We start from the raw sequence: 20,925 nt of genomic DNA on the forward strand, positions 1-20,925 counted from the left end.
CCTATCCAAGCCATTTATTGGTGATAAGGCCGTGATAATGCATGCACCGCATTCACAAAGGCACCCGCATGCTCTGGCGGCACATCCTGATGGATACCGTGACCCAAGTTAAAGACATGCCCTTCTCCTTGCCCATAACTGGCTAGAATAGTGCTGACTTCTTGTTCAATCCGTGCCGGTGGTGCATACAAAATTGAAGGGTCCATGTTGCCTTGCAGCGCAACTTTGTCACCGACACGATGACGGGCATCGGCGAGGTCGGTCGTCCAATCGAGGCCCAGCGCATCACAACCCGTGGCCGCCATCGCTTCAAGCCACTGTCCTCCACCTTTCGTAAACAACGTCACTGGCACACGGCGACCCTCATTTTCGCGGATCAGGCCATCGACGATTTTATGCATGTAACACAATGAGAATTCAAGATAATCACGCCCCGTCAATACCCCACCCCAAGTATCAAAGATCATCACAGACTGCGCACCGGCTTTGATTTGGGCATTGAGATACAAAATGACGCTATCAGCCACTTTATCTAGCAACAGATGCAATGTTTGCGGTTCCGCGTACATCATTTTTTTCAATTTGGTGAAGGCTTTACTACTGCCCCCCTCAACCATATAGGTTGCCAGTGTCCATGGGCTACCGGAGAAACCAATCAGTGGCACTTGCCCTGCCAACTCACGGCGAATCGTTCGCACCGCATTCATGACATAGCCCAATTCTTGTTCCGGATCGGGGATCGGCAACTTTTCAACATCAGCACGGCAGGTAATAGGGGATTGGAAGCGAGGGCCTTCGCCAGCTTCAAAATAGAGCCCTAGCCCCATGGCGTCAGGGATGGTCAGAATGTCTGAAAACAGAATCGCTGCATCCAGAGGATAACGACGCAATGGCTGCATTGTCACTTCACAGGCTAACTCGGCATTTTTGCACAGCGACATAAAATCCCCCGCCACAGCACGGGTAGCTTTATATTCTGGCAAATAGCGGCCTGCTTGGCGCATCATCCATACTGGCGTCACATCTACCGGCTGGCGCAGTAAAGCCCGCAGATAGCGATCGTTTTTCAATTCATTCATGGTGGTGCTCCCTTAGTCATCTAGCGGCCATCAATCATTTAGCAGCGATTTTTTATTGAGCGACAGTCTCTTATTTAGCGACAGCCTTTTATTGAGCGGCATTGTAGCATGCCGGATTCAGCTTTCCTGCTCGCGGCGGCACAAGGCGACCGTATCCTCAATCAACCTGCGAGCCACGGTGCCTGGCGGTGGCAGTAGCGGTAATTGATCGTAACGATACCAACCCGCATTCAGCAGTTCTTTCGGATCATGCCGCAATTCACCGCTGTCGTACTCCGCCATAAACGCCATCATGAGCGAGTGTGGGAACGGCCAAGGCTGTGAGGTCACATAGCGCAGATTCTTTATGTGGATATTGCTTTCTTCTAACACTTCGCGCGACACCGCTTGCTCGAGTGTCTCACCGACTTCCACAAAACCCGCTAACACGGTATTGATACCGCCACGATGCCGTACATGCTGTGCCAATAAGATTTCATCACCGCGACGGATGGCAACAATCACACAAGGGGCGATTTGCGGGTAATAACGTTCTCGGCAGTGATTACACAAGCAAGCCCATTCGGTGCGGCTGGCATGCATTTGATGGCCGCAATAACCGCAATAGCGGTGAGAGCGATAAAACTCTGCCAACTGCACACCTCGGCCAGCCAATTGGAACAATCCGCGATCGATATCCAGCAATTGGCGTACTGACCCCATCTCAGTGGGCATATTCTGGCGGATCAGCCAAACAGCCTCCCCTTGCCATTCACCAATCTGTCTAGCGGTTGCTCCCTGTAGCAACCAATTGGCTGCATTCCCTTTAGGCAGTTCACCTTTCGGTAACCATAATCTGTTTTCATGGCTGACAATCCACCAGCCACTTTCTTTACCTGTAAGTTGTAGTTCCATATCGTTGTTGCACAACCTCGACTTCACTGGCAATCTAGAAACTGGCTTGTTACTTTTTTGTAACTCATTATTACATCACGGAGTCGTTCATGCTAAATCGACTGGAAAGCCTGACTCAACGCGTTGGCGGCAGTAACGAATTAATAGATCAATGGCTTCATGCGCGTAAAGAACTCTTAGTTTCATATTGCACAGTGATCGGTATTAAGCCACAAAAAGAAAAGCATACCCCGCTAAATGAAAAAGCGCTGGAGAACTTTTGCCATAATTTGGTGGATTATCTTTCTTCGGGTCATTTTCACATCTACGACAGAATTATCAAGCAAGTAGAAGGCGAGTCTAGCCCGAGAATGGCGCTGACCACCAAAGTCTATCCCGCATTAAAAAACAACACTCAAACGATCATGTCTTTCCATGATCGCTACTCAAACATTGAGATCGATGATGATAGCTGCACCGAGTTTCAGCAGGCATTATCCGATATCGGTGAAGCCCTCGACGCTCGCTTCCAGCTAGAAGATCAACTGATTAAATGGGCTGCAGAGTCTTGGCAAGCGGCTCAACCGGAAAATAAAGAGAGCCGAGCGAATTAACCGAATAGATTTGGATCGACTATTGTAGTTTTAAAATAACCTCATATACTCAAAGCTCTTGTCGGAGTGCCTAGCGTAGGTTTTTAAAAGCAGACGCAGGCTGAGACCGTTAATTCGGGATCCGCGGAACCTGATCGGGTTAGTACCCGCGAAGGGAACAAGAGTAATTTATCGCTACAGACCCGGCATTCTCCCTTCACAGGTGGCTACCGGTTACTGGCCAACATCGTTACTCCCGCCAAGCTCCAGACAAGCAATTTTCCCTCTACACCACACTGGTAGGAATTTGCTATGTCTAAAAATACAATGTCATCCACCGTTAAAAACCCGTCACGTCCGCGTAAAGTACAGCGTGAAGAAGCTCAGCAATTTATTGATACTTTGCAAGGAGTGACCTTCCCCAACTCTCAACGAATCTATTTACAAGGCTCGCGACCTGATATTCAGGTTCCCATGCGCGAGATCCAGCTTAGCCCAACGTTGATCGGCGGCGGCAAAGATGATCCTCGCTACGAAGACAATGAAGCTATCCCGGTTTACGACACCTCTGGCCCCTATGGCGACCCGCTCGCTAAGCTCGATGTCCACGCCGGCCTGCCCAAATTGCGTGCTAGCTGGATAGCGGATCGTCAAGATACCGAAGCACTGAGCACGGTCAGTTCAGGCTTTACTCAACAGCGCTTGGCTGATGAAGGTCTAGATCATTTGCGCTTTGAGCACCTACCACGTCCGCAAAAAGCCATCGATGGCAAATGCGTTACCCAACTTCATTACGCTCGGGCGGGTATTGCCACACCAGAAATGGAGTTTATCGCTATTCGCGAAAATATGGGGCGTGAAAGGATTCGCGGGGAAGTCCTGCGCCACCAGCATCCTGGGCAAAATTTTGGGGCCAACTTGCCGGATAACATCACAGCAGAATTCGTGCGCCAAGAAGTTGCCGCAGGCCGCGCCATCATCCCCGCCAATATTAATCACCCAGAAGCCGAACCCATGATTATTGGTCGAAACTTCTTGGTCAAAGTGAACGCCAATATCGGTAACTCGGCCGTGACCTCCTCCATCGAAGAAGAGGTGGAGAAATTGGTTTGGTCAACGCGCTGGGGGGCCGATACCGTGATGGATTTGTCTACGGGCCGCTATATTCATGAAACCCGTGAATGGATTCTACGTAATAGCCCAGTCCCCATCGGCACCGTGCCTATCTATCAGGCATTAGAAAAAGTGAATGGTGTTGCCGAGAATTTAACGTGGGAAATGTTCCGCGATACTTTGCTAGAGCAGGCGGAACAAGGGGTGGACTATTTTACCATCCACGCCGGTGTGTTACTGCGTTATGTGCCGATGACCGCAAAACGTTTGACCGGCATCGTTTCTCGCGGTGGTTCCATTATGGCGAAATGGTGCCTTTCCCATCATCAGGAAAACTTCCTGTATCAGCATTTCCGTGAAATCTGCCAAATTTGCGCAGCCTACGACGTTTCATTATCACTGGGTGATGGCTTACGTCCAGGTTCTATTCAAGATGCCAATGACGAAGCCCAGTTCGCCGAATTGCATACCTTGGGTGAATTGACCAAGATCGCGTGGGAATACGATGTTCAGGTGATGATCGAAGGGCCGGGTCATGTTCCCATGCAAATGATCCGTCGCAATATGACTGAAGAGCTTGAGCACTGTCACGAAGCGCCTTTTTATACCTTAGGCCCGCTCACGACGGATATCGCACCGGGTTACGATCACTTCACCTCAGGTATTGGTGCGGCCATGATCGGTTGGTTTGGTTGTGCCATGTTGTGTTATGTCACACCGAAAGAGCATCTTGGTCTGCCGAATAAAGACGATGTAAAACAGGGACTCATCACTTACAAAATAGCCGCTCATGCCGCCGATCTGGCCAAAGGGCATCCTGGCGCGCAGATCCGCGATAACGCCATGTCCAAAGCCCGTTTTGAATTCCGCTGGGAAGATCAATTTAATCTGGCTCTCGATCCTGAAACTGCACGCGCTTATCACGATGAAACCTTGCCGCAAGAGTCCGGTAAAGTGGCCCATTTCTGCTCAATGTGCGGCCCAAAATTCTGCTCAATGAAAATCTCGCAAGAAGTACGCGACTATGCTGCTACGCAAGAACAAGCGGCTAGGCAAGAACAGGCCGCTAATCAAGAACGGGCTACACAGGAAACCCAAGCTCAACCTATCCAGATTCAGCAATCTGGCATGGAAAAGATGTCAGCTGAGTTCCGCTCTCGTGGCAGCGAGTTGTATCACAGCGCGAGTATCCGGCAGACAGAGGTTAACGATGAACAAGCTTGATGCTCCTTTTGCCGCAACTGAGCACCGTCTAGGGTTGTATCCAGTGGTGGATTCCTTGGTCTGGATCACTCGATTACTCGCCAGTGGCGTGACGACTATCCAACTGCGCATCAAAGATTTAGATGATAAGCAGGTGGAGCAGGATATTGCCGCTGCCATTGAGTTGGGTAAACGCTATAACGCACGATTATTTATCAATGATTACTGGCGGCTCGCCATTAAGCACGGCGCATATGGGGTTCACCTCGGGCAAGAGGATCTTGAGATTGCCGATTTAGCCGCTATTCAGCAGGCCGGATTACGCCTTGGTGTCTCCACCCACGATGAACAGGAACTGGCGCTGGCCCGTGAGTTACGCCCTTCTTATATTGCTCTCGGCCATATTTTCCCTACCCAAACCAAGCAGATGCCCTCTTCTCCGCAAGGTATAGCCGCATTAACGCGGCAAGTGATCAATACACCTGATTACCCTACGGTTGCCATTGGTGGCATCAGTTTGGAGCGCGTGCCTGACGTTGTCGCCAGCGGTGTGGGGAGCGTTGCGGTGGTCAGTGCCATCACTCAAGCCGCAGATTGGCAGCATGCCACAGCACAGTTATTGCGACTGGTCGAAGGTAAGGAGATAGCTTATGCATGATAACGCATTGAGTGATAGAGATTTTCTACGCTACAGCCGCCAACTGTTGCTGGAGGATATCGGCCCCGACGGGCAGCAAAAACTGAAACAAGCCAGCGTATTGATTGTGGGTCTCGGGGGGCTTGGTTCACCTGCTGCGCTCTATTTAGCGGCGGCTGGCGTAGGAAAGTTGTGGTTAGCCGATGATGATGCCTTGGAAATAAGTAACTTACAGCGTCAGGTCCTTTACCGCACGGCTGATATTGGCCAAAGCAAAGCCAAATTGGCACAGCGCCAGTTGCAAGGTCTAAACCCGCAGATAGAAGCCATCACCCTCGAACAACGTTTGGCGGGCAATACCTTAACCGAAGCTGTCGCGGCGGCAGATTTGGTACTCGATTGTTGCGACAACATGGAAACCCGTCATCAGGTCAATGCCGCCTGCGTCCAAGCAGGCAAACCCTTGATCAGTGGCAGTGCCGTTGGATTCAGCGGCCAATTGCTCATTATAGAACCCCCTTACGCCCACGGTTGCTATGCCTGCTTATATCCCAGCAAAGAAACACAGCAGCGTAACTGCCGTACCGCCGGCGTGTTAGGGCCAGTCGTGGGTGTTATCGGAACATTGCAGGCATTGGAAGCCATCAAAATGCTGGCAGGGCTGCCCTCGGCACTCAGTGGCAAATTGCGGCTATTCGATGGCAAACAGCAAAGCTGGAGCACGTTACAACTCAGCAAAGCCAACCATTGCCCGGCTTGCGGAGGCAGAACGTGAAAATCTCACTGAATGATGAATTGATCGAGCTAGATAACGCGTTGACGGTAAATGGGCTATTAACTCAGTTGGGTTACAACCAGCCTGGCAGTGCGCTCGCCATCAATCAAACCATTATTCCCCGTGATAGTTGGGACTACCACCTATTACAGGATGGGGATGACATTTTGCTGTTTCAAGCCATTGCAGGGGGCTGATATGTTGAAAATTGCTGATACCACATTTACCTCAAGATTGTTTACCGGCACGGGAAAATTTTCGTCGCCTGCACTGATGCTCGAAGCACTACAGGCTTCAGGTTCACAGTTAATTACCATGGCGATGAAGCGAGTTGACTTGAAATCAGGCAACGATGCTATTTTGGCCCCCTTGCGTCAATTAGGTGTGCGCTTACTACCCAATACTTCTGGGGCGAAAACCGCTGAAGAAGCGGTGTTTGCCGCACGTTTAGCACGCGAAGCCCTCGGGACTCACTGGGTGAAACTCGAGATCCACCCCGATGTGAAGTACCTGCTACCCGATCCGATAGAAACTCTGAAAGCCGCTGAAATATTGGTGAAAGACGGTTTTGTGGTGTTGCCTTACTGTGGCGCGGACCCGGTATTATGTAAACGGCTGGAGGAGGTAGGCTGTGCCGCTGTGATGCCGCTAGGGGCGCCGATAGGTTCAAATTTAGGCTTACGCACCCGCGACTTTCTACAAATCATTATTGAGCAAACGAAAGTGCCAGTGGTGGTCGATGCAGGTATTGGCGCGCCTAGTCATGCCGTTGAAGCGATAGAACTGGGAGCAGATGCCGTACTCGTGAATACTGCGATTGCTGTTGCACGTTCACCGGTACAAATGGCCCATGCCTTCCGGTTAGCAGTAGAATCTGGCGAGCTGGCGCGCCAAGCTGGATTGGGGCAATCACAACATCAGGCGACAGCCACCAGCCCACTGACCGGTTTCCTCAGCCAGCTAGAGGAGAATCATCATGCCTGAAGATTTTAGTTCTCATTGGCAGCAATTGGATTGGGACGATATCTCTCTGCGCATCAATGCGAAAACCGCGCGTGACGTCGAACGGGCGTTAAATAGCACCAAGCCCGACCGAGAAGATCTGATGGCGCTGATTTCACCCGCAGCACTGGCCTATCTGGAGCCGATGGCGCAAAAAGCTCAGCAGCTCACCCGCCAACGTTTCGGCAATACTGTCGGGTTTTATGTCCCGCTGTACCTTTCCAATCTCTGTGCGAATGATTGTACTTATTGCGGCTTCTCCATGAGCAATCGCATCAAGCGTAAAACACTGGATGAAGCTGAGATCATCCGTGAATGTGAAGCTATCAAAGCATTGGGTTTCGAACATCTACTGTTGGTCACCGGTGAGCACCAAGCGAAAGTGGGCATGGACTATTTCCGACGCCACTTACCTGCGATTCGTCGTCGTTTCAGTTCGTTAATGATGGAAGTGCAGCCGCTAGCAGAAGCGGAATATGCAGAATTAAAAACGCTGGGATTGGATGGCGTGATGGTTTATCAGGAAACCTATCACCCAGCCACTTATCAGCAGCATCATTTACGGGGCCATAAGCAAGATTTCCATTGGCGGTTGGCGACCCCTGACCGCTTAGGTCGGGCAGGAATCGATAAGATAGGATTAGGCGCGTTGATCGGGCTATCGAACAGTTGGCGAACGGATTGCTATATGCTGGCAGAACATCTGTTTTATCTGCAAAAAACCTATTGGCAGAGCCGCTATTCGATCTCTTTCCCACGGTTACGGCCCTGCGCTGGTGGCATTGAGCCAGCATCACTGATGAGTGAGCCGCAGCTACTGCAACTGATTTGCGCATTTCGTCTGTTTGCACCGGATGTGGAATTGTCACTCTCGACTCGGGAATCCCCCTTCTTCCGCGACAATGTCATTCCCGTGGCAATCAATAATGTCAGTGCAGGATCGAAGACTCAACCAGGGGGATATGCTGACGATCATCCTGAACTGGAACAGTTCGCTCCCCATGATAATCGCTCTCCGCAGCAAGTCGCCCAAGCATTGACGCAAGCAGGGTTACAACCTGTTTGGAAAGATTGGGATCGTCATTTAGGTCGAGCAATTCAGTAGTCGAGACTCAGCCCACTGAAAAACGGTAAAAAAAAACCGCTCCCAAAGGAGCGGTTTTTAGCTTGGTGACAAACAAAGAGATTAGTCTTTGCTGTTACCGAAACCAGCGTTAAGCAATTCAGCCAAGTTAGCTGTTGCTTCATCCGCGCTAACTTGCGGAACAACAGGCACTTCACCCAGCGCTTTACGGCGCGCACGATCCTGATGATATGCGTAACCGGTACCGGCTGGAATCAGACGGCCCACGATAACGTTCTCTTTCAGGCCGCGCAGTTCATCACGTTTACCGGCAACTGCCGCTTCAGTAAGAACGCGCGTGGTTTCCTGGAACGACGCTGCAGAGATAAAGGACTCGGTCGCCAAGGATGCCTTGGTGATACCCAGCAGGTCACGTGTGAACGTAGCCTCAATTTTGCCTTCTGCTGCCAGCTGACGGTTAGCGATTTTAACGCGAGACATTTCTGCCTGCTCGCCTTCCAGGAAGTCGGTGCCACCAGCGTCAACGATGGTGCCTTTACGCAACATCTGACGAACGATAACTTCGATGTGTTTATCGTTAATCTTAACGCCTTGCAGACGGTAAACTTCCTGCACTTCGTTGGTGATGTAACGGGTAACCGCGTGAACACCACGAAGACGCAGAATGTCATGTGGAGATTCTGGGCCGTCGGAGACCACGTCACCGCGTTCTACAATTTCACCTTCGAACACGTTGAGCTGACGCCATTTCGGAATCATCTCTTCGTATGCATCGCTACCATCCAACGGTGAGATCACCAAACGACGCTTGCCTTTGGTCTCTTTACCGAACGAGATGATCCCGCTGATTTCAGCCAGGATTGCAGGCTCTTTCGGACGACGTGCTTCGAACAAGTCAGCAACACGTGGCAGACCACCGGTAATATCCTTGGTACCGCTTGATTCTTGCGGAATACGCGCCAAGGTATCACCTGCGCCGATCTGAATGCCGTCTTCCAACTGTACAATCGCTTTACCTGGCAGGAAGTATTGAGCAGGCATATCAGTACCTGGGATCAATACGTCGTTGCCTTTGGCATCAACAATTTTCAGTGCTGGACGCAGGTCTTTACCGCTACCGGTACGCTCTGCTGAATCCAGAACCACCAGAGAAGACAAACCAGTCAGTTCGTCGGTCTGGCGAGTAATGGTCTGGCCGTCAACCATGTCCGCAAAGCGAATGAAGCCACTCACTTCGGTCACAACTGGCATGATGTGCGGATCCCAGTTAGCAACGGTTTCGCCGCCCTGAACTTCTGCACCATCGCCTTTGCCCATTACGGCACCATAAGGCACTTTGTAGCTTTCTTTAGTCCGACCGAATTCGTCGATCAGCTTCAGCTCAGTATTACGAGAAGTAATAACCAGCTTGCCTGCTGCATTGGTCACGAACTTGACGTTGCTCAGTTTCAGCGTGCCTTTGTTCTTAACCTGAATGCTGGATTCTGCTGCCGCACGAGATGCCGCACCACCGATGTGGAACGTACGCATCGTAAGCTGTGTACCTGGCTCACCGATGGACTGTGCTGCAATAACACCCACTGCTTCACCTTTGTTGATGATGTGACCACGTGCCAGGTCGCGACCATAGCAGTTAGCACACACACCGAAATCGGTTTCACAGCTTACAACTGAACGAACTTTGACGCTGTCGACGGAGTTATCTTCTAACAGATCACACCATTTTTCATCCAACAGGGTGTTACGCGGAACCAGAATATCAGCCGTACCCGGCTTGATAACTTCTTCAGCGGTCACACGACCCAGAACGCGATCGCGCAGTGGCTCTTTAACATCACCACCTTCGATAACTGGTGTCATAACGATACCGTTATGAGTACCACAGTCATCTTCAGTCACAACCAGATCCTGTGCCACGTCAACCAAACGACGAGTCAGGTAACCGGAGTTCGCAGTCTTCAATGCGGTATCCGCCAAACCTTTACGAGCACCGTGCGTTGAGATGAAGTACTGAAGTACGTTCAACCCTTCACGGAAGTTCGCGGTGATTGGCGTTTCAATGATCGAGCCATCTGGTTTAGCCATCAGGCCACGCATCCCAGCTAGCTGACGAATCTGTGCTGCAGAACCACGCGCACCGGAGTCGGCCATCATAAAGATGCTGTTGAAGGAAACCTGCTGCTCAACTTCGCCTTTACTGTTGACGACGTCTTCGACAGACAAGTTATCCATCATCGCTTTAGCAACACGTTCGTTAGCCGCAGCCCAGATATCGATCACTTTGTTATAACGTTCACCCGCAGTCACCAGACCGGATTGGAACTGTTCCTGAATCTCGGCAACTTCGGTTTCAGCTTCTTCGATGATCCCTGCTTTCGCATCTGGGATAACCATGTCATCGATACCTACAGAGGCGCCTGAGCGTGCTGCGTAAGCAAAACCGGTGTACATGATCTGGTCAGCAAAGATAACGGTTGGTTTCAAGCCCAAGATGCGGTAACAGGTGTTCAGCATCTTAGAAATGGCTTTTTTACCCAACGGTTGGTTAACGATAGAGTAAGGCAGGCCTTTCGGGACAATCATCCACAAAATGGCACGGCCGATAGTCGTATCGATAATGCTGGTGCGTGTTGTACTTTCGCCTTCGATATTACGGATTTCTTCAGTAATACGGACTTTTACCCGTGCATGCAAAGATGCTAGGCCAGCGCGGTAAATACGCTCAGCTTCTTTCGGGCCAGTCAGAACCATGCCTTCGCCTTTGGCGTTAACACAGTCACGGGTCATGTAATACAGACCCAATACAACGTCCTGTGAAGGAACGATGATTGGCTCGCCGTTCGCTGGTGACAGAATGTTGTTGGTAGACATCATTAACGCACGCGCTTCTAACTGAGCTTCCAGTGTTAGCGGTACGTGAACAGCCATTTGGTCACCATCGAAGTCGGCGTTATATGCCGCACAAACCAATGGGTGCAACTGGATTGCCTTACCTTCGATCAGAACCGGTTCAAACGCTTGGATACCCAAACGGTGAAGGGTTGGTGCACGGTTCAGCAGCACTGGGTGTTCACGGATAACTTCATCCAAGATATCCCAAACAACCGCTTCTTCACGTTCAACCATTTTCTTGGCTGCTTTGATGGTAGTCGCAAGACCACGCAGTTCCAGCTTGCCGTAAATGAACGGTTTGAACAGCTCAAGAGCCATTTTCTTCGGCAGACCGCACTGATGCAGACGCAGGTATGGACCTACGGTAATAACCGAACGGCCTGAGTAGTCAACACGTTTACCCAGCAAGTTCTGACGGAAACGACCTTGCTTACCTTTGATCATGTCAGCCAGTGACTTCAACGGACGCTTGTTAGAGCCGGTAATTGCACGACCGCGACGGCCGTTATCCAGCAATGCATCTACTGCTTCTTGCAGCATACGCTTTTCGTTACGTACGATGATGTCAGGTGCAGCCAAGTCCAGCAGGCGCTTCAGACGGTTGTTACGGTTGATCACGCGACGATACAAATCGTTCAGATCAGAAGTCGCAAAGCGACCGCCATCCAATGGAACCAATGGACGCAGATCTGGCGGCAACACAGGCAGCACGGTCAGGATCATCCACTCTGGCTTGTTACCAGATTGGACAAACGCTTCCAGCAGCTTGATACGCTTGGTCAGCTTCTTACGCTTGGTTTCAGAATTTGTTTCGTTCAATTCTTCGCGCAGGATCTCGCACTCAGCTTCCAGATCCATGTTTTTCAACAAGGCTTGGATAGCTTCGGCGCCCATTTTCGCGTCGAACTCATCACCAAACTCTTCCAACGCATCCAGATACTGCTCTTCAGTCAGGATCTGGCGACGTTCTAGGTTGGTCATGCCGCCTTCGATAACCACATAGGATTCGAAGTACAGAACACGTTCGATGTCACGTAATGGCATATCCAGCAGCAAACCGATGCGCGAAGGCAAGGATTTCAGGAACCAGATGTGCGCAGTTGGAGAAGCCAGTTCGATGTGACCCATACGCTCACGGCGTACTTTAGTTTGAGTCACTTCAACGCCGCATTTCTCACAGATAACACCGCGGTGTTTCAAACGCTTGTACTTACCGCACAGGCATTCGTAATCTTTTACTGGGCCAAAGATACGGGCGCAGAAAAGGCCGTCACGTTCTGGTTTGAACGTACGGTAGTTAATGGTTTCCGGCTTTTTCACTTCGCCGAACGACCAAGAACGGATCATGTCTGGCGATGCCAGAGCAATTTTGATCGCATCAAACTCTTCGGTCTTAGTTTGCGCTTTCAGAAACTTTAATAAGTCTTTCACGGATTGGCTCCTGTCGGAGTTAGACCTGATAGGCACCCAAACCTAAGAATATAAAAACCTAGGTTTGAGCGCCCCTGTGACCAGTGCGAACCACCAGCAAACTCCCGGCTATGAGAGCTTGCTGTCTGGAGAAGATTACTCTTCTTCCAGCTCGATATTGATGCCCAGCGAGCGGATCTCTTTCAACAATACGTTGAAGGATTCCGGCATGCCTGGTTCCATACGGTGATCGCCATCCACGATGTTTTTGTACATCTTGGTACGGCCGTTTACATCGTCGGACTTGACGGTAAGCATTTCCTGCAATGTGTACGCGGCGCCATAAGCTTCCAACGCCCACACTTCCATCTCACCGAAGCGCTGACCACCGAACTGAGCCTTACCACCCAGCGGCTGCTGAGTAACCAGGCTGTAAGAACCGGTAGAACGCGCATGCATTTTGTCATCAACCAAGTGGTTCAGTTTCAGCATATACATGTAGCCGACAGTAACCTGGCGCTCGAACTGCTCACCGGTACGGCCGTCAAACAGAGTAATCTGACCAGAAGTTGGCAGGCCACCCAGCTTTAACAGTTCCTTGATTTCAGTCTCTTTGGCACCATCGAAGACTGGCGTTGCGATTGGCATACCTTTTTTCAGGTTTTCAGCCAGACGCATAACTTCGTCATCGGTGAAGGTGCTCAGATCAACTTTCTGACAAACGTTGTCACCCAGATCGTAGGCTTTCTGGATAAACTCACGCAGTTTGGCAACTTCTTCCTGCTTTTTCAGCATGGCGTTGATTTTCTCGCCAATGCCTTTCGCTGCCATCCCTAAGTGGGTTTCCAAAATCTGACCGATGTTCATACGCGATGGTACGCCCAGCGGGTTCAGAACGATGTCTACCGGCGTACCGTTTTCATCGTAAGGCATATCTTCGATCGGGTTAATCTTGGAGATAACACCTTTGTTACCGTGACGACCGGCCATTTTGTCACCCGGTTGAATCTGACGTTTAACGGCCAGATACACCTTGACGATCTTCAGCACGCCTGGTGCCAAATCATCACCTTGGGTGATCTTACGACGCTTGGCATCCATCTTCTTCTCGAATTCGGATTTCATTTCGTCGTACTGCTCTGCCAACTGTTCCAGTTGGTTTTGCTTGTCTTCGTCGGTCAGGCCCAGTTCCAGCCAGCGATCACGTGGTAACTTGCTCAGCTTGTCAGCTTCAATGCCACCAGAAACCAGCACTGCATGGATACGTGCAAACAGGCCCGCTTCCAAGATCTGCAATTCTTCAGTCAGGTCTTTCTTAGCCTGCTTCAACTGCATTTCTTCGATTTCTAACGCACGCTTATCTTTTTCTACGCCATCGCGAGTAAAGACCTGCACGTCAATAACCGTACCGGAAACACCGTTTGGTACACGCAGAGAAGAGTCTTTAACATCAGACGCTTTCTCACCGAAGATCGCACGTAACAGCTTCTCTTCTGGGGTCAGCTGAGTTTCACCTTTAGGTGTCACTTTACCGACCAGAATATCGCCGCCAGTCACTTCAGCACCGATATACACGATACCGGATTCATCCAATTTGGAGAGCGCAGCTTCACCCACGTTAGGGATGTCAGCAGTGATCTCTTCAGGCCCTAACTTGGTGTCACGAGACACACATGCCAATTCCTGAATATGAATGGTTGTGAAGCGATCTTCTTGCACCACGCGCTCGGAGACTAAAATGGAGTCTTCGAAGTTGTAACCGTTCCAAGGCATGAACGCTACGCGCATGTTCTGACCCAATGCCAGTTCGCCCAAATCTGTTGATGGGCCATCTGCCAGCACGTCGCCGCGCTCGATTGGCTCACCCAGATTGACACACGGCATCTGGTTGATACAGGTGTTCTGGTTAGAACGGGTGTATTTGGTCAGGTTATAAATATCAATGCCTGCTTCGCCTGGGTACATCTCGTCTTCGTTAACTTTGATAACGATACGGGATGCATCAACGTACTGAACAGTACCGCCACGCTTGGCTACAGAGGTTACCCCTGAGTCAACAGCTACCGCACGTTCCATACCAGTCCCTACTAACGGCTTATCAGCACGTAGAGTTGGAACTGCCTGACGTTGCATGTTCGCACCCATCAAGGCACGGTTGGCGTCATCGTGTTCCAAGAATGGAATCAGAGAAGCACCAACGGACACCACCTGTTGAGTGGAAACGTCCATGTAGTCAACTTGATCGCGGCTGAACAGGCTTGATTCGCCTTTGCTACGACAAGTGACTAAGTCTTCAATGAAGCGGCCATCTTCGTCCAAGTTGGAGTTCGCCTGAGCGATAACGAAGTTGCCTTCTTCAATAGCAGACAGATAGTTGATTTCATCAGTCACCAGACCGTCACGCACGCGACGATATGGCGTTTCCAGGAAACCATACTCGTTAGTCTGTGCGTATACAGACAAGGAGTTGATCAGACCGATGTTTGGACCTTCTGGCGTTTCGATTGGACATACACGACCATAGTGAGTCGGATGAACGTCTCGAACTTCAAAGCCAGCACGTTCACGGGTCAAACCGCCCGGGCCCAATGCAGAAATACGACGCTTATGCGTGATTTCAGACAACGGGTTGTTCTGGTCCATAAATTGTGACAATTGGCTAGAACCAAAGAACTCTTTCACCGCTGCCGAAATTGGCTTGGCGTTGATCATGTCCTGTGGCATCAATGTGTCGAGGTCACCCAGAGACAAACGCTCTTTAACTGCACGCTCAACACGAACCAGACCTACGCGGAACTGGTTTTCAGCCATTTCACCAACAGAACGAATACGACGGTTGCCTAAGTGGTCGATATCATCCACTTCGCCTTTACCGTTACGGATATCGATAAGCTTTTTCATCACTTCAGTGATGTCTTCTTTGCTCAGGATACCGGAACCTTCGATCTCGTCACGCAGCAGGGAACGGTTGAACTTCATCCGGCCAACCGCAGACAAGTCATAGCGGTCTTCAGAGAAGAACAAGTTCTCGAACAGATTTTCAGCTGCTTCACGTGTTGGCGGCTCACCAGGACGCATCATGCGGTAAATCTCAACCAAAGCGCTAAGACGATCGCTAGTTGGGTCAACACGCAGGGTCTCGGAGATATAAGCACCGTGATCCAAGTCGTTGGTGAACAATGTTTCGATTTGCTTGTGGCCAGACTGGCTCAGCTTAGCCAACAGATCCAGTGACAGCTCCATGTTGGCTGCACAGATCAGTTCGCCAGTGTTCTCATCGATATAGTCTTTTGCGACGACTTTACCGGCAATGTATTCAACCGGAACTTCGATGCGATCAATGCCGTCTTTTTCAAGCTGGCGAATATGGCGAGCAGTAATACGACGCGCTTTCTCGACGTAAATCTTGCCATTCGCTTCAATATCAAAGGATGCCGTTTCACCGCGCAGACGCTCTGGAACCAATTCCATCTGCAGCTTGTTGTCACGAATTTCAAAGACCACTTTGTCAAAGAACAGATCCAAGATCTGTGGGGTGGTGAAATTCAATGCACGCAGAATGATAGTTGCAGGCAATTTACGACGACGGTCGATACGGACAAACAGGTTATCTTTCGGGTCAAACTCGAAATCTAACCATGAACCGCGGTAAGGGATGATACGTGCGTTATACAGCACTTTACCCGATGAATGGGTTTTACCCTTATCGCTGTCAAAGAATACGCCAGGACTACGGTGCAGCTGAGATACGATAACCCTCTCAGTACCGTTAATGACAAAGGTACCGTTATCGGTCATGAGTGGAATTTCACCCATGTAGACTTCTTGTTCTTTGATGTCTTTAACCGTACCTTCCGGAGCTTCGCGCTCATAGATAACCAGGCGTAATTTAACGCGCAGCGGTGCGGAATAAGTCACACCACGGATCTGGCACTCTTTGACGTCAAATACAGGCTCACCAAGACGGTAGCTAACGTATTGCAGCTCCGAATTGCCGCTGTAGCTCTGGATTGGAAAAACAGAACGGAATGCTGCTTCTAGGCCGTGCTGCCCTTCGGGATCTTGCTCGATGAACTTCTGGAACGAGTCAAGTTGAATAGAAAGGAGATAAGGTATGTCCAAGACTTGTGGACGTTTACCAAAATCCTTACGAATACGTTTTTTCTCGGTATAGGAGTAAACCATAGGGTTCCTCAGCTCGCTGATCAGTGACCCACTCTGTCCGCCCTAACATTAGGACAGGTCATGCAACACTATTATTTTGAATGAGAAGTCGAAACACCTCTCGGAATACTCTTTCCTATCACTCTTAAATCATTTCATCGCGATACTTTGACTACCGAGCTACCCGAGTGGGTCGTAGCTGAGAACGCAGTATATTAAGTCGTCAATAGAAAGGAATATTGGGGGTTAGTCAGCCGCTAAACAGTGTGAAATGCGACTAACGCCCTACAGCGCAAAAAGGCTGATGACTAAAAAGTCACCAGCCATCAGCCTATAAGTTAGGCTGCAAACTCAAAGCTTAGATTACTTGATCTCAACAGCAGCACCAGCTGCTTCGAGTTCTTTCTTCAGGCTTTCAGCTTCATCTTTGTTCACGCCTTCTTTCAGAACTGCAGGTGCAGATTCAACCAGGTCTTTAGCTTCTTTCAAGCCCAGGCCAGTTGCGCCGCGAACAGCTTTGATTACTGCAACTTTGTTGTCGCCGAATGAAGCCAGAACAACGTTGAACTCAGTTTGTTCTTCTACAGCTTCAGCAGCAGCAGCAGGACCTGCAGCAACAGCAGCAGCTGAAACGCCGAATTTCTCTTCCATAGCAGAGATCAGTTCAACGATTTCCATTACAGACAGAGCTGCAACGCCTTCCAGAATTTGGTCTTTAGTGATAGTTGACATAACAAGTGTTCCTAAAATACAGAAATAGTTAATACGTTAAAAAGCAATGACTAAAAAAGTGAGGGCAATTATGCCGCTTCAGCTTCTTTCTGGTCACGCAGCGCAGCCAGTGTACGAACCAATTTGCCAGCAGCGGCTTCTTTCATGGTTCCCATCAGACGTGCGATTGCTTCTTCGTAGGTCGGCAGAGTTGCCAGGCGGTCGATTTGAGCCGCAGGGATTAACTCGCCTTCAAAGGCTGCTGCTTTAACCTCAAATTTTGCATTATCTTTAGCAAATGCTTTGAACAAACGAGCAGCTGCGCCCGGGTGCTCAGTAGAGAATGCAATCAAGGTTGGACCAACAAACGTGTCTTTCAGGCATTCGAATGGAGTGCCTTCAACAATGCGACGCAGCAAGGTGTTACGAACAACTTGCATGTGAACGCCTGCTTCACGACCTGCTTTACGCAGTTCAGTCATTTTATCAACGGTAACGCCACGAGAATCCGCAACAACCGCAGACAGCGCACCTTTGGCTACTTCTTTAACTTCAGCAACAATCGCTTGTTTGCCTTGAAGATTTAGTGCCATTAGTTCTTGCTCCTGGATTAACCGGGGAGTTATTCCCCGGAACTCACGTCACCCAAAGCACCACAAAATGCAGTGAATGGGCGTTGAAACACGGTGAGCAGAATCCAGCAAAGACTATTCTTTTCAATTCTTTATAAAAAAAACGAAAAAATTTCTTTAGGTTCTGTCACCGTCTACGCAGGAAATTAAGTTCTTTGCGGAACACCTGCGGTCTTGGACGGAGGCTTGGATAAGGCCAAGCTCCAACCGAAAAATTCTGTTTTCTGCTGAGAAAAACACCTTCAACAGAAGCATGGGCGTAAGATTCTAGACAAACCTTACGCCCACGTAAAGCGATAAAAGCAATTAGTGATTAGTTCACTACTGCAGTCAGGCCGCTTTGATCAATAGCAACGCCAGCACCCATAGTGGTGGACAGGCTGATTTTCTTGATATAAACGCCTTTCGCTGTAGCAGGTTTAGCACGCTTCAGCGCAACAACCAGAGATTCTAAGTTTTCTTTCAACTTATCTGCGTCGAAGTCAACTTTACCAATGGTAGTGTGGATAATACCGTTTTTGTCGTTACGATAACGAACCTGACCAGCTTTAGCATTCTTAACAGCTTCAGCAACGTTAGGAGTAACAGTACCCACTTTAGGGTTTGGCATCAGGCCACGTGGACCTAAGATTTGGCCCAATTGACCAACAACGCGCATTGCATCTGGGGAAGCAATAACAACGTCGAAGTTCATTTCGCCTTTCTTGATTTGATCAGCCAGGTCTTCCATACCTACCAATTCAGCGCCTGCTTCTTTCGCAGCTTCAGCGTTTGCACCCTGAGCGAAAACAGCAACACGTACTGAACGGCCAGTACCATGTGGCAACACAGTTGCACCACGAACGTTCTGGTCAGATTTACGTGCATCGATACCGAGATTAACGGCAACGTCCACGCTTTCTACGAATTTAGCAGTAGCCAGCTCTTTCAGCAGGGCAACAGCTTCGTTGATATCGTATTGCTTAGTAACATCAACTTTGTCACGGATCACGCGCATGCGCTTGGTCAGCTTAGCCATTTATTAACCCTCCACTACCAGGCCCATGGAACGAGCAGTACCTTCGATTGAACGCATCATGTCGTCAATTGAAGCACCAGTCATATCCGCAGCTTTGGTTTCTGCGATTTCACGAACCTGAGCACTGGTCACAGTCCCTACTTTGTCTTTGTTCGGCTTGCCAGAACCAGACTTAATACCTGCCGCTTTTTTCAGCAGAACTGCTGCTGGCGGGGTTTTAGTAACGAAAGTGAATGAGCGGTCAGAATAAACAGTAATAACAACAGGGATCGGCAGACCTTTCTCAATGCTTTCAGTCTTAGCATTGAACGCCTTACAGAATTCCATGATGTTAACACCTTGTTGACCCAAAGCTGGACCAACTGGTGGACTTGGGTTCGCCATACCAGCTGCTACTTGCAGCTTGACATAGGCTTGTACTTTCTTAGCCATTTACGATTTCCTCGATTTGGGTGATATCGCCTCGTTTGAGGCTCCCCGTGTTTTGTCTCGCTATTATTTACTATGAAATAAGTTGCCACGGATGACAAAAGCAAGACATCTAAAAACAAAAGGCGCGAAATTATATTGTAATTTCGCGCCTAAGACAAGACTCAAATTTCAACCACTGCTGAAAAATGAATCAGCCTTTTTCTACTTGACTGAAATCAAGTTCGACCGGTGTTGCACGACCAAAAATGGAAACAGACACTTTTAAGCGGCTCTTTTCATAATCAACTTCTTCAACAACACCGTTAAAGTCAGCAAACGGACCATCGCTAACACGTACCAGCTCACCTGGTTCAAACAGCGTTTTAGGACGGGGCTTATCACCCACTTGCTGAAGGCGATTCATGATCGCATCAACTTCTTTATCGCTGATTGGTGCAGGGCGATCGGATGTACCACCGATAAAGCCCATGACACGTGGCACACTACGCACTAGGTGCCAGCTGGCATCGTTCATCACCATCTGGACCAGTACATAGCCTGGGAAGAATTTGCGTTCACTTTTGCGGCGTTGACCACCACGAATTTCGACGACTTCTTCCGTTGGAACCATGACTTCGCCAAACAGCTCTTCCATGTCATGTAACTTGATGTGCTCGCGCAGCGATTGAGCTACACGGCCTTCAAAACCGGAAAACGCCTGAACGACGTACCAACGCTTTTTTGGTGCTTCAGACATCTTAGAACCTCAGGCCAGTAATAAACGATACCAAGCGGACCAGAATACCATCCAGCCCCCATAGAATCAGTGACATTACAGCAGTTACCGCAGCAACGATTAATGTTGTGTGCAGCGTTTCCTGACGGGTAGGCCAAATCACTTTACGTACTTCTGTGCGCGCTTCACGAGCAAACGCTACAGTGGCTTTACCTTTTGCCGTCATCAGTGCAACAGCACCGGCAACAGCGATAATTACTACAACTGCCAACGCACGCAGCGGCAAGCTGAAATCACGGTAATAATAATTTCCAACGATAGCTGCAACTAATAATACAGCAACGATTAGCCATTTAGCCGTTTCCAGGCCGCGTCCGCTCCCTGGAGCCTCGGTATTCGCACTCATAAACCAACCTGTCACTATGATTCAGAACAAACAACTTTGCTTCGCATCGCAAAGCAAACCAAGCCGAAGGATGCTCTAATGATTCTCTAATCGGCACCATTCAGCACTATTCGCTGTACTTCCAGAGCCCATCTCACCGGTAATTATGATAAAAAACTACTGATGAGATAGGTTCTAGTATGACAA

At 49.6% G+C, this 20,925-nt stretch carries 17 protein-coding genes and 1 riboswitch; of the genes, 7 read left to right on the top strand and 10 right to left on the bottom strand.

From position 1 onward, the window contains the following. Positions 1-14: 14 nt before the first annotated feature. Both hemE and nudC read right to left on the bottom strand, forming a co-directional pair. Positions 15-1,079: a uroporphyrinogen decarboxylase gene (hemE, locus tag DA391_RS21330; RefSeq protein WP_108088186.1), complete on the bottom strand. Its 1,065-nt coding sequence runs from the start codon at positions 1,077-1,079 to the stop codon at positions 15-17. A gap of 117 nt (positions 1,080-1,196) precedes the next feature. Beyond that, on the bottom strand, positions 1,197-1,973 hold the full coding sequence (gene nudC / locus DA391_RS21335; RefSeq protein WP_050083711.1) for an NAD(+) diphosphatase: 777 nt from the start codon (positions 1,971-1,973) through the stop codon (positions 1,197-1,199). 89 nt (positions 1,974-2,062) lie between these two features. Between nudC and DA391_RS21340 the strand changes: the two genes are divergently transcribed. The 7 genes from DA391_RS21340 (at position 2,063) to thiH (ending at position 8,380) form a co-directional block, all read left to right on the top strand. Continuing rightward, a complete protein-coding gene (locus tag DA391_RS21340; protein WP_050083712.1) occupies positions 2,063-2,566 on the top strand; it encodes an Rsd/AlgQ family anti-sigma factor in 504 nt (167 codons plus the stop codon). 52 nt (positions 2,567-2,618) lie between these two features. Beyond that, positions 2,619-2,740, top strand: a riboswitch (TPP riboswitch). Positions 2,741-2,857: 117 nt separating this feature from the next. Beyond that, positions 2,858-4,882, top strand: coding sequence for a phosphomethylpyrimidine synthase ThiC (thiC, locus tag DA391_RS21345; RefSeq protein WP_050874890.1), 2,025 nt, complete (start codon positions 2,858-2,860; stop codon positions 4,880-4,882). Then, entirely contained in the window at positions 4,869-5,519 is a 651-nt protein-coding gene (gene thiE / locus DA391_RS21350) for a thiamine phosphate synthase (RefSeq protein ID WP_050083714.1), read from the top strand. The genes thiC and thiE overlap by 14 nt, the downstream gene beginning before the upstream one ends. Beyond that, positions 5,512-6,273 (top strand): HesA/MoeB/ThiF family protein, encoded by a 762-nt coding sequence (locus DA391_RS21355; protein ID WP_050083715.1) that lies wholly within the window; start codon positions 5,512-5,514, stop codon positions 6,271-6,273. The genes thiE and DA391_RS21355 overlap by 8 nt, the downstream gene beginning before the upstream one ends. Next, positions 6,270-6,470, top strand: coding sequence for a sulfur carrier protein ThiS (gene thiS, locus DA391_RS21360; RefSeq protein ID WP_050083716.1), 201 nt, complete (start codon positions 6,270-6,272; stop codon positions 6,468-6,470). Before DA391_RS21355 ends, thiS begins: the two co-directional genes overlap by 4 nt. Before the next feature lies 1 nt (position 6,471). Then, entirely contained in the window at positions 6,472-7,257 is a 786-nt protein-coding gene (locus tag DA391_RS21365) for a thiazole synthase (RefSeq protein ID WP_050083717.1), read from the top strand. Next, positions 7,250-8,380: a 2-iminoacetate synthase ThiH gene (thiH, locus tag DA391_RS21370; protein ID WP_057645510.1), complete on the top strand. Its 1,131-nt coding sequence runs from the start codon at positions 7,250-7,252 to the stop codon at positions 8,378-8,380. Before DA391_RS21365 ends, thiH begins: the two co-directional genes overlap by 8 nt. 81 nt (positions 8,381-8,461) lie before the next feature. On the opposite strand, the gene rpoC is transcribed toward thiH, so the two are convergent. The 8 genes from rpoC to secE all read right to left on the bottom strand — a co-directional run bounded on the left by rpoC (position 8,462) and on the right by secE (position 20,739). Then, the gene (gene rpoC / locus DA391_RS21375; protein ID WP_050083719.1) at positions 8,462-12,682 is read right to left on the bottom strand and encodes a DNA-directed RNA polymerase subunit beta'; all 4,221 of its coding nucleotides are present in this window, start codon (positions 12,680-12,682) and stop codon (positions 8,462-8,464) included. A 135-nt stretch (positions 12,683-12,817) separates the two neighbouring features. Then, positions 12,818-16,846, bottom strand: coding sequence for a DNA-directed RNA polymerase subunit beta (gene rpoB / locus DA391_RS21380; RefSeq protein WP_050083720.1), 4,029 nt, complete (start codon positions 16,844-16,846; stop codon positions 12,818-12,820). Positions 16,847-17,188: 342 nt separating this feature from the next. Beyond that, a complete protein-coding gene (gene rplL / locus DA391_RS21385) occupies positions 17,189-17,557 on the bottom strand; it encodes a 50S ribosomal protein L7/L12 (RefSeq protein WP_019213449.1) in 369 nt (122 codons plus the stop codon). A gap of 68 nt (positions 17,558-17,625) precedes the next feature. Then, complete coding sequence (gene rplJ / locus DA391_RS21390) at positions 17,626-18,129, bottom strand: 50S ribosomal protein L10 (RefSeq protein WP_004876760.1); 504 nt, start codon at positions 18,127-18,129, stop codon at positions 17,626-17,628. 352 nt (positions 18,130-18,481) lie between these two features. After that, positions 18,482-19,186, bottom strand: a complete 705-nt coding sequence (gene rplA / locus DA391_RS21395) for a 50S ribosomal protein L1 (protein ID WP_019213448.1) — start codon at positions 19,184-19,186, stop codon at positions 18,482-18,484. Between the two features lie 3 nt (positions 19,187-19,189). Then, positions 19,190-19,618: a 50S ribosomal protein L11 gene (gene rplK / locus DA391_RS21400; RefSeq protein ID WP_004393384.1), complete on the bottom strand. Its 429-nt coding sequence runs from the start codon at positions 19,616-19,618 to the stop codon at positions 19,190-19,192. A 190-nt stretch (positions 19,619-19,808) separates the two neighbouring features. Continuing rightward, positions 19,809-20,354, bottom strand: a complete 546-nt coding sequence (gene nusG, locus DA391_RS21405; RefSeq protein ID WP_002210671.1) for a transcription termination/antitermination protein NusG — start codon at positions 20,352-20,354, stop codon at positions 19,809-19,811. Position 20,355: 1 nt separating this feature from the next. Next, positions 20,356-20,739 (bottom strand): preprotein translocase subunit SecE, encoded by a 384-nt coding sequence (secE, locus tag DA391_RS21410; protein ID WP_004704671.1) that lies wholly within the window; start codon positions 20,737-20,739, stop codon positions 20,356-20,358. Between the last annotated feature and the right edge of the window lie 186 nt (positions 20,740-20,925).

This window comes from Yersinia massiliensis (assembly GCF_003048255.1).
GTDB lineage: Bacteria > Pseudomonadota > Gammaproteobacteria > Enterobacterales > Enterobacteriaceae > Yersinia > Yersinia massiliensis_A.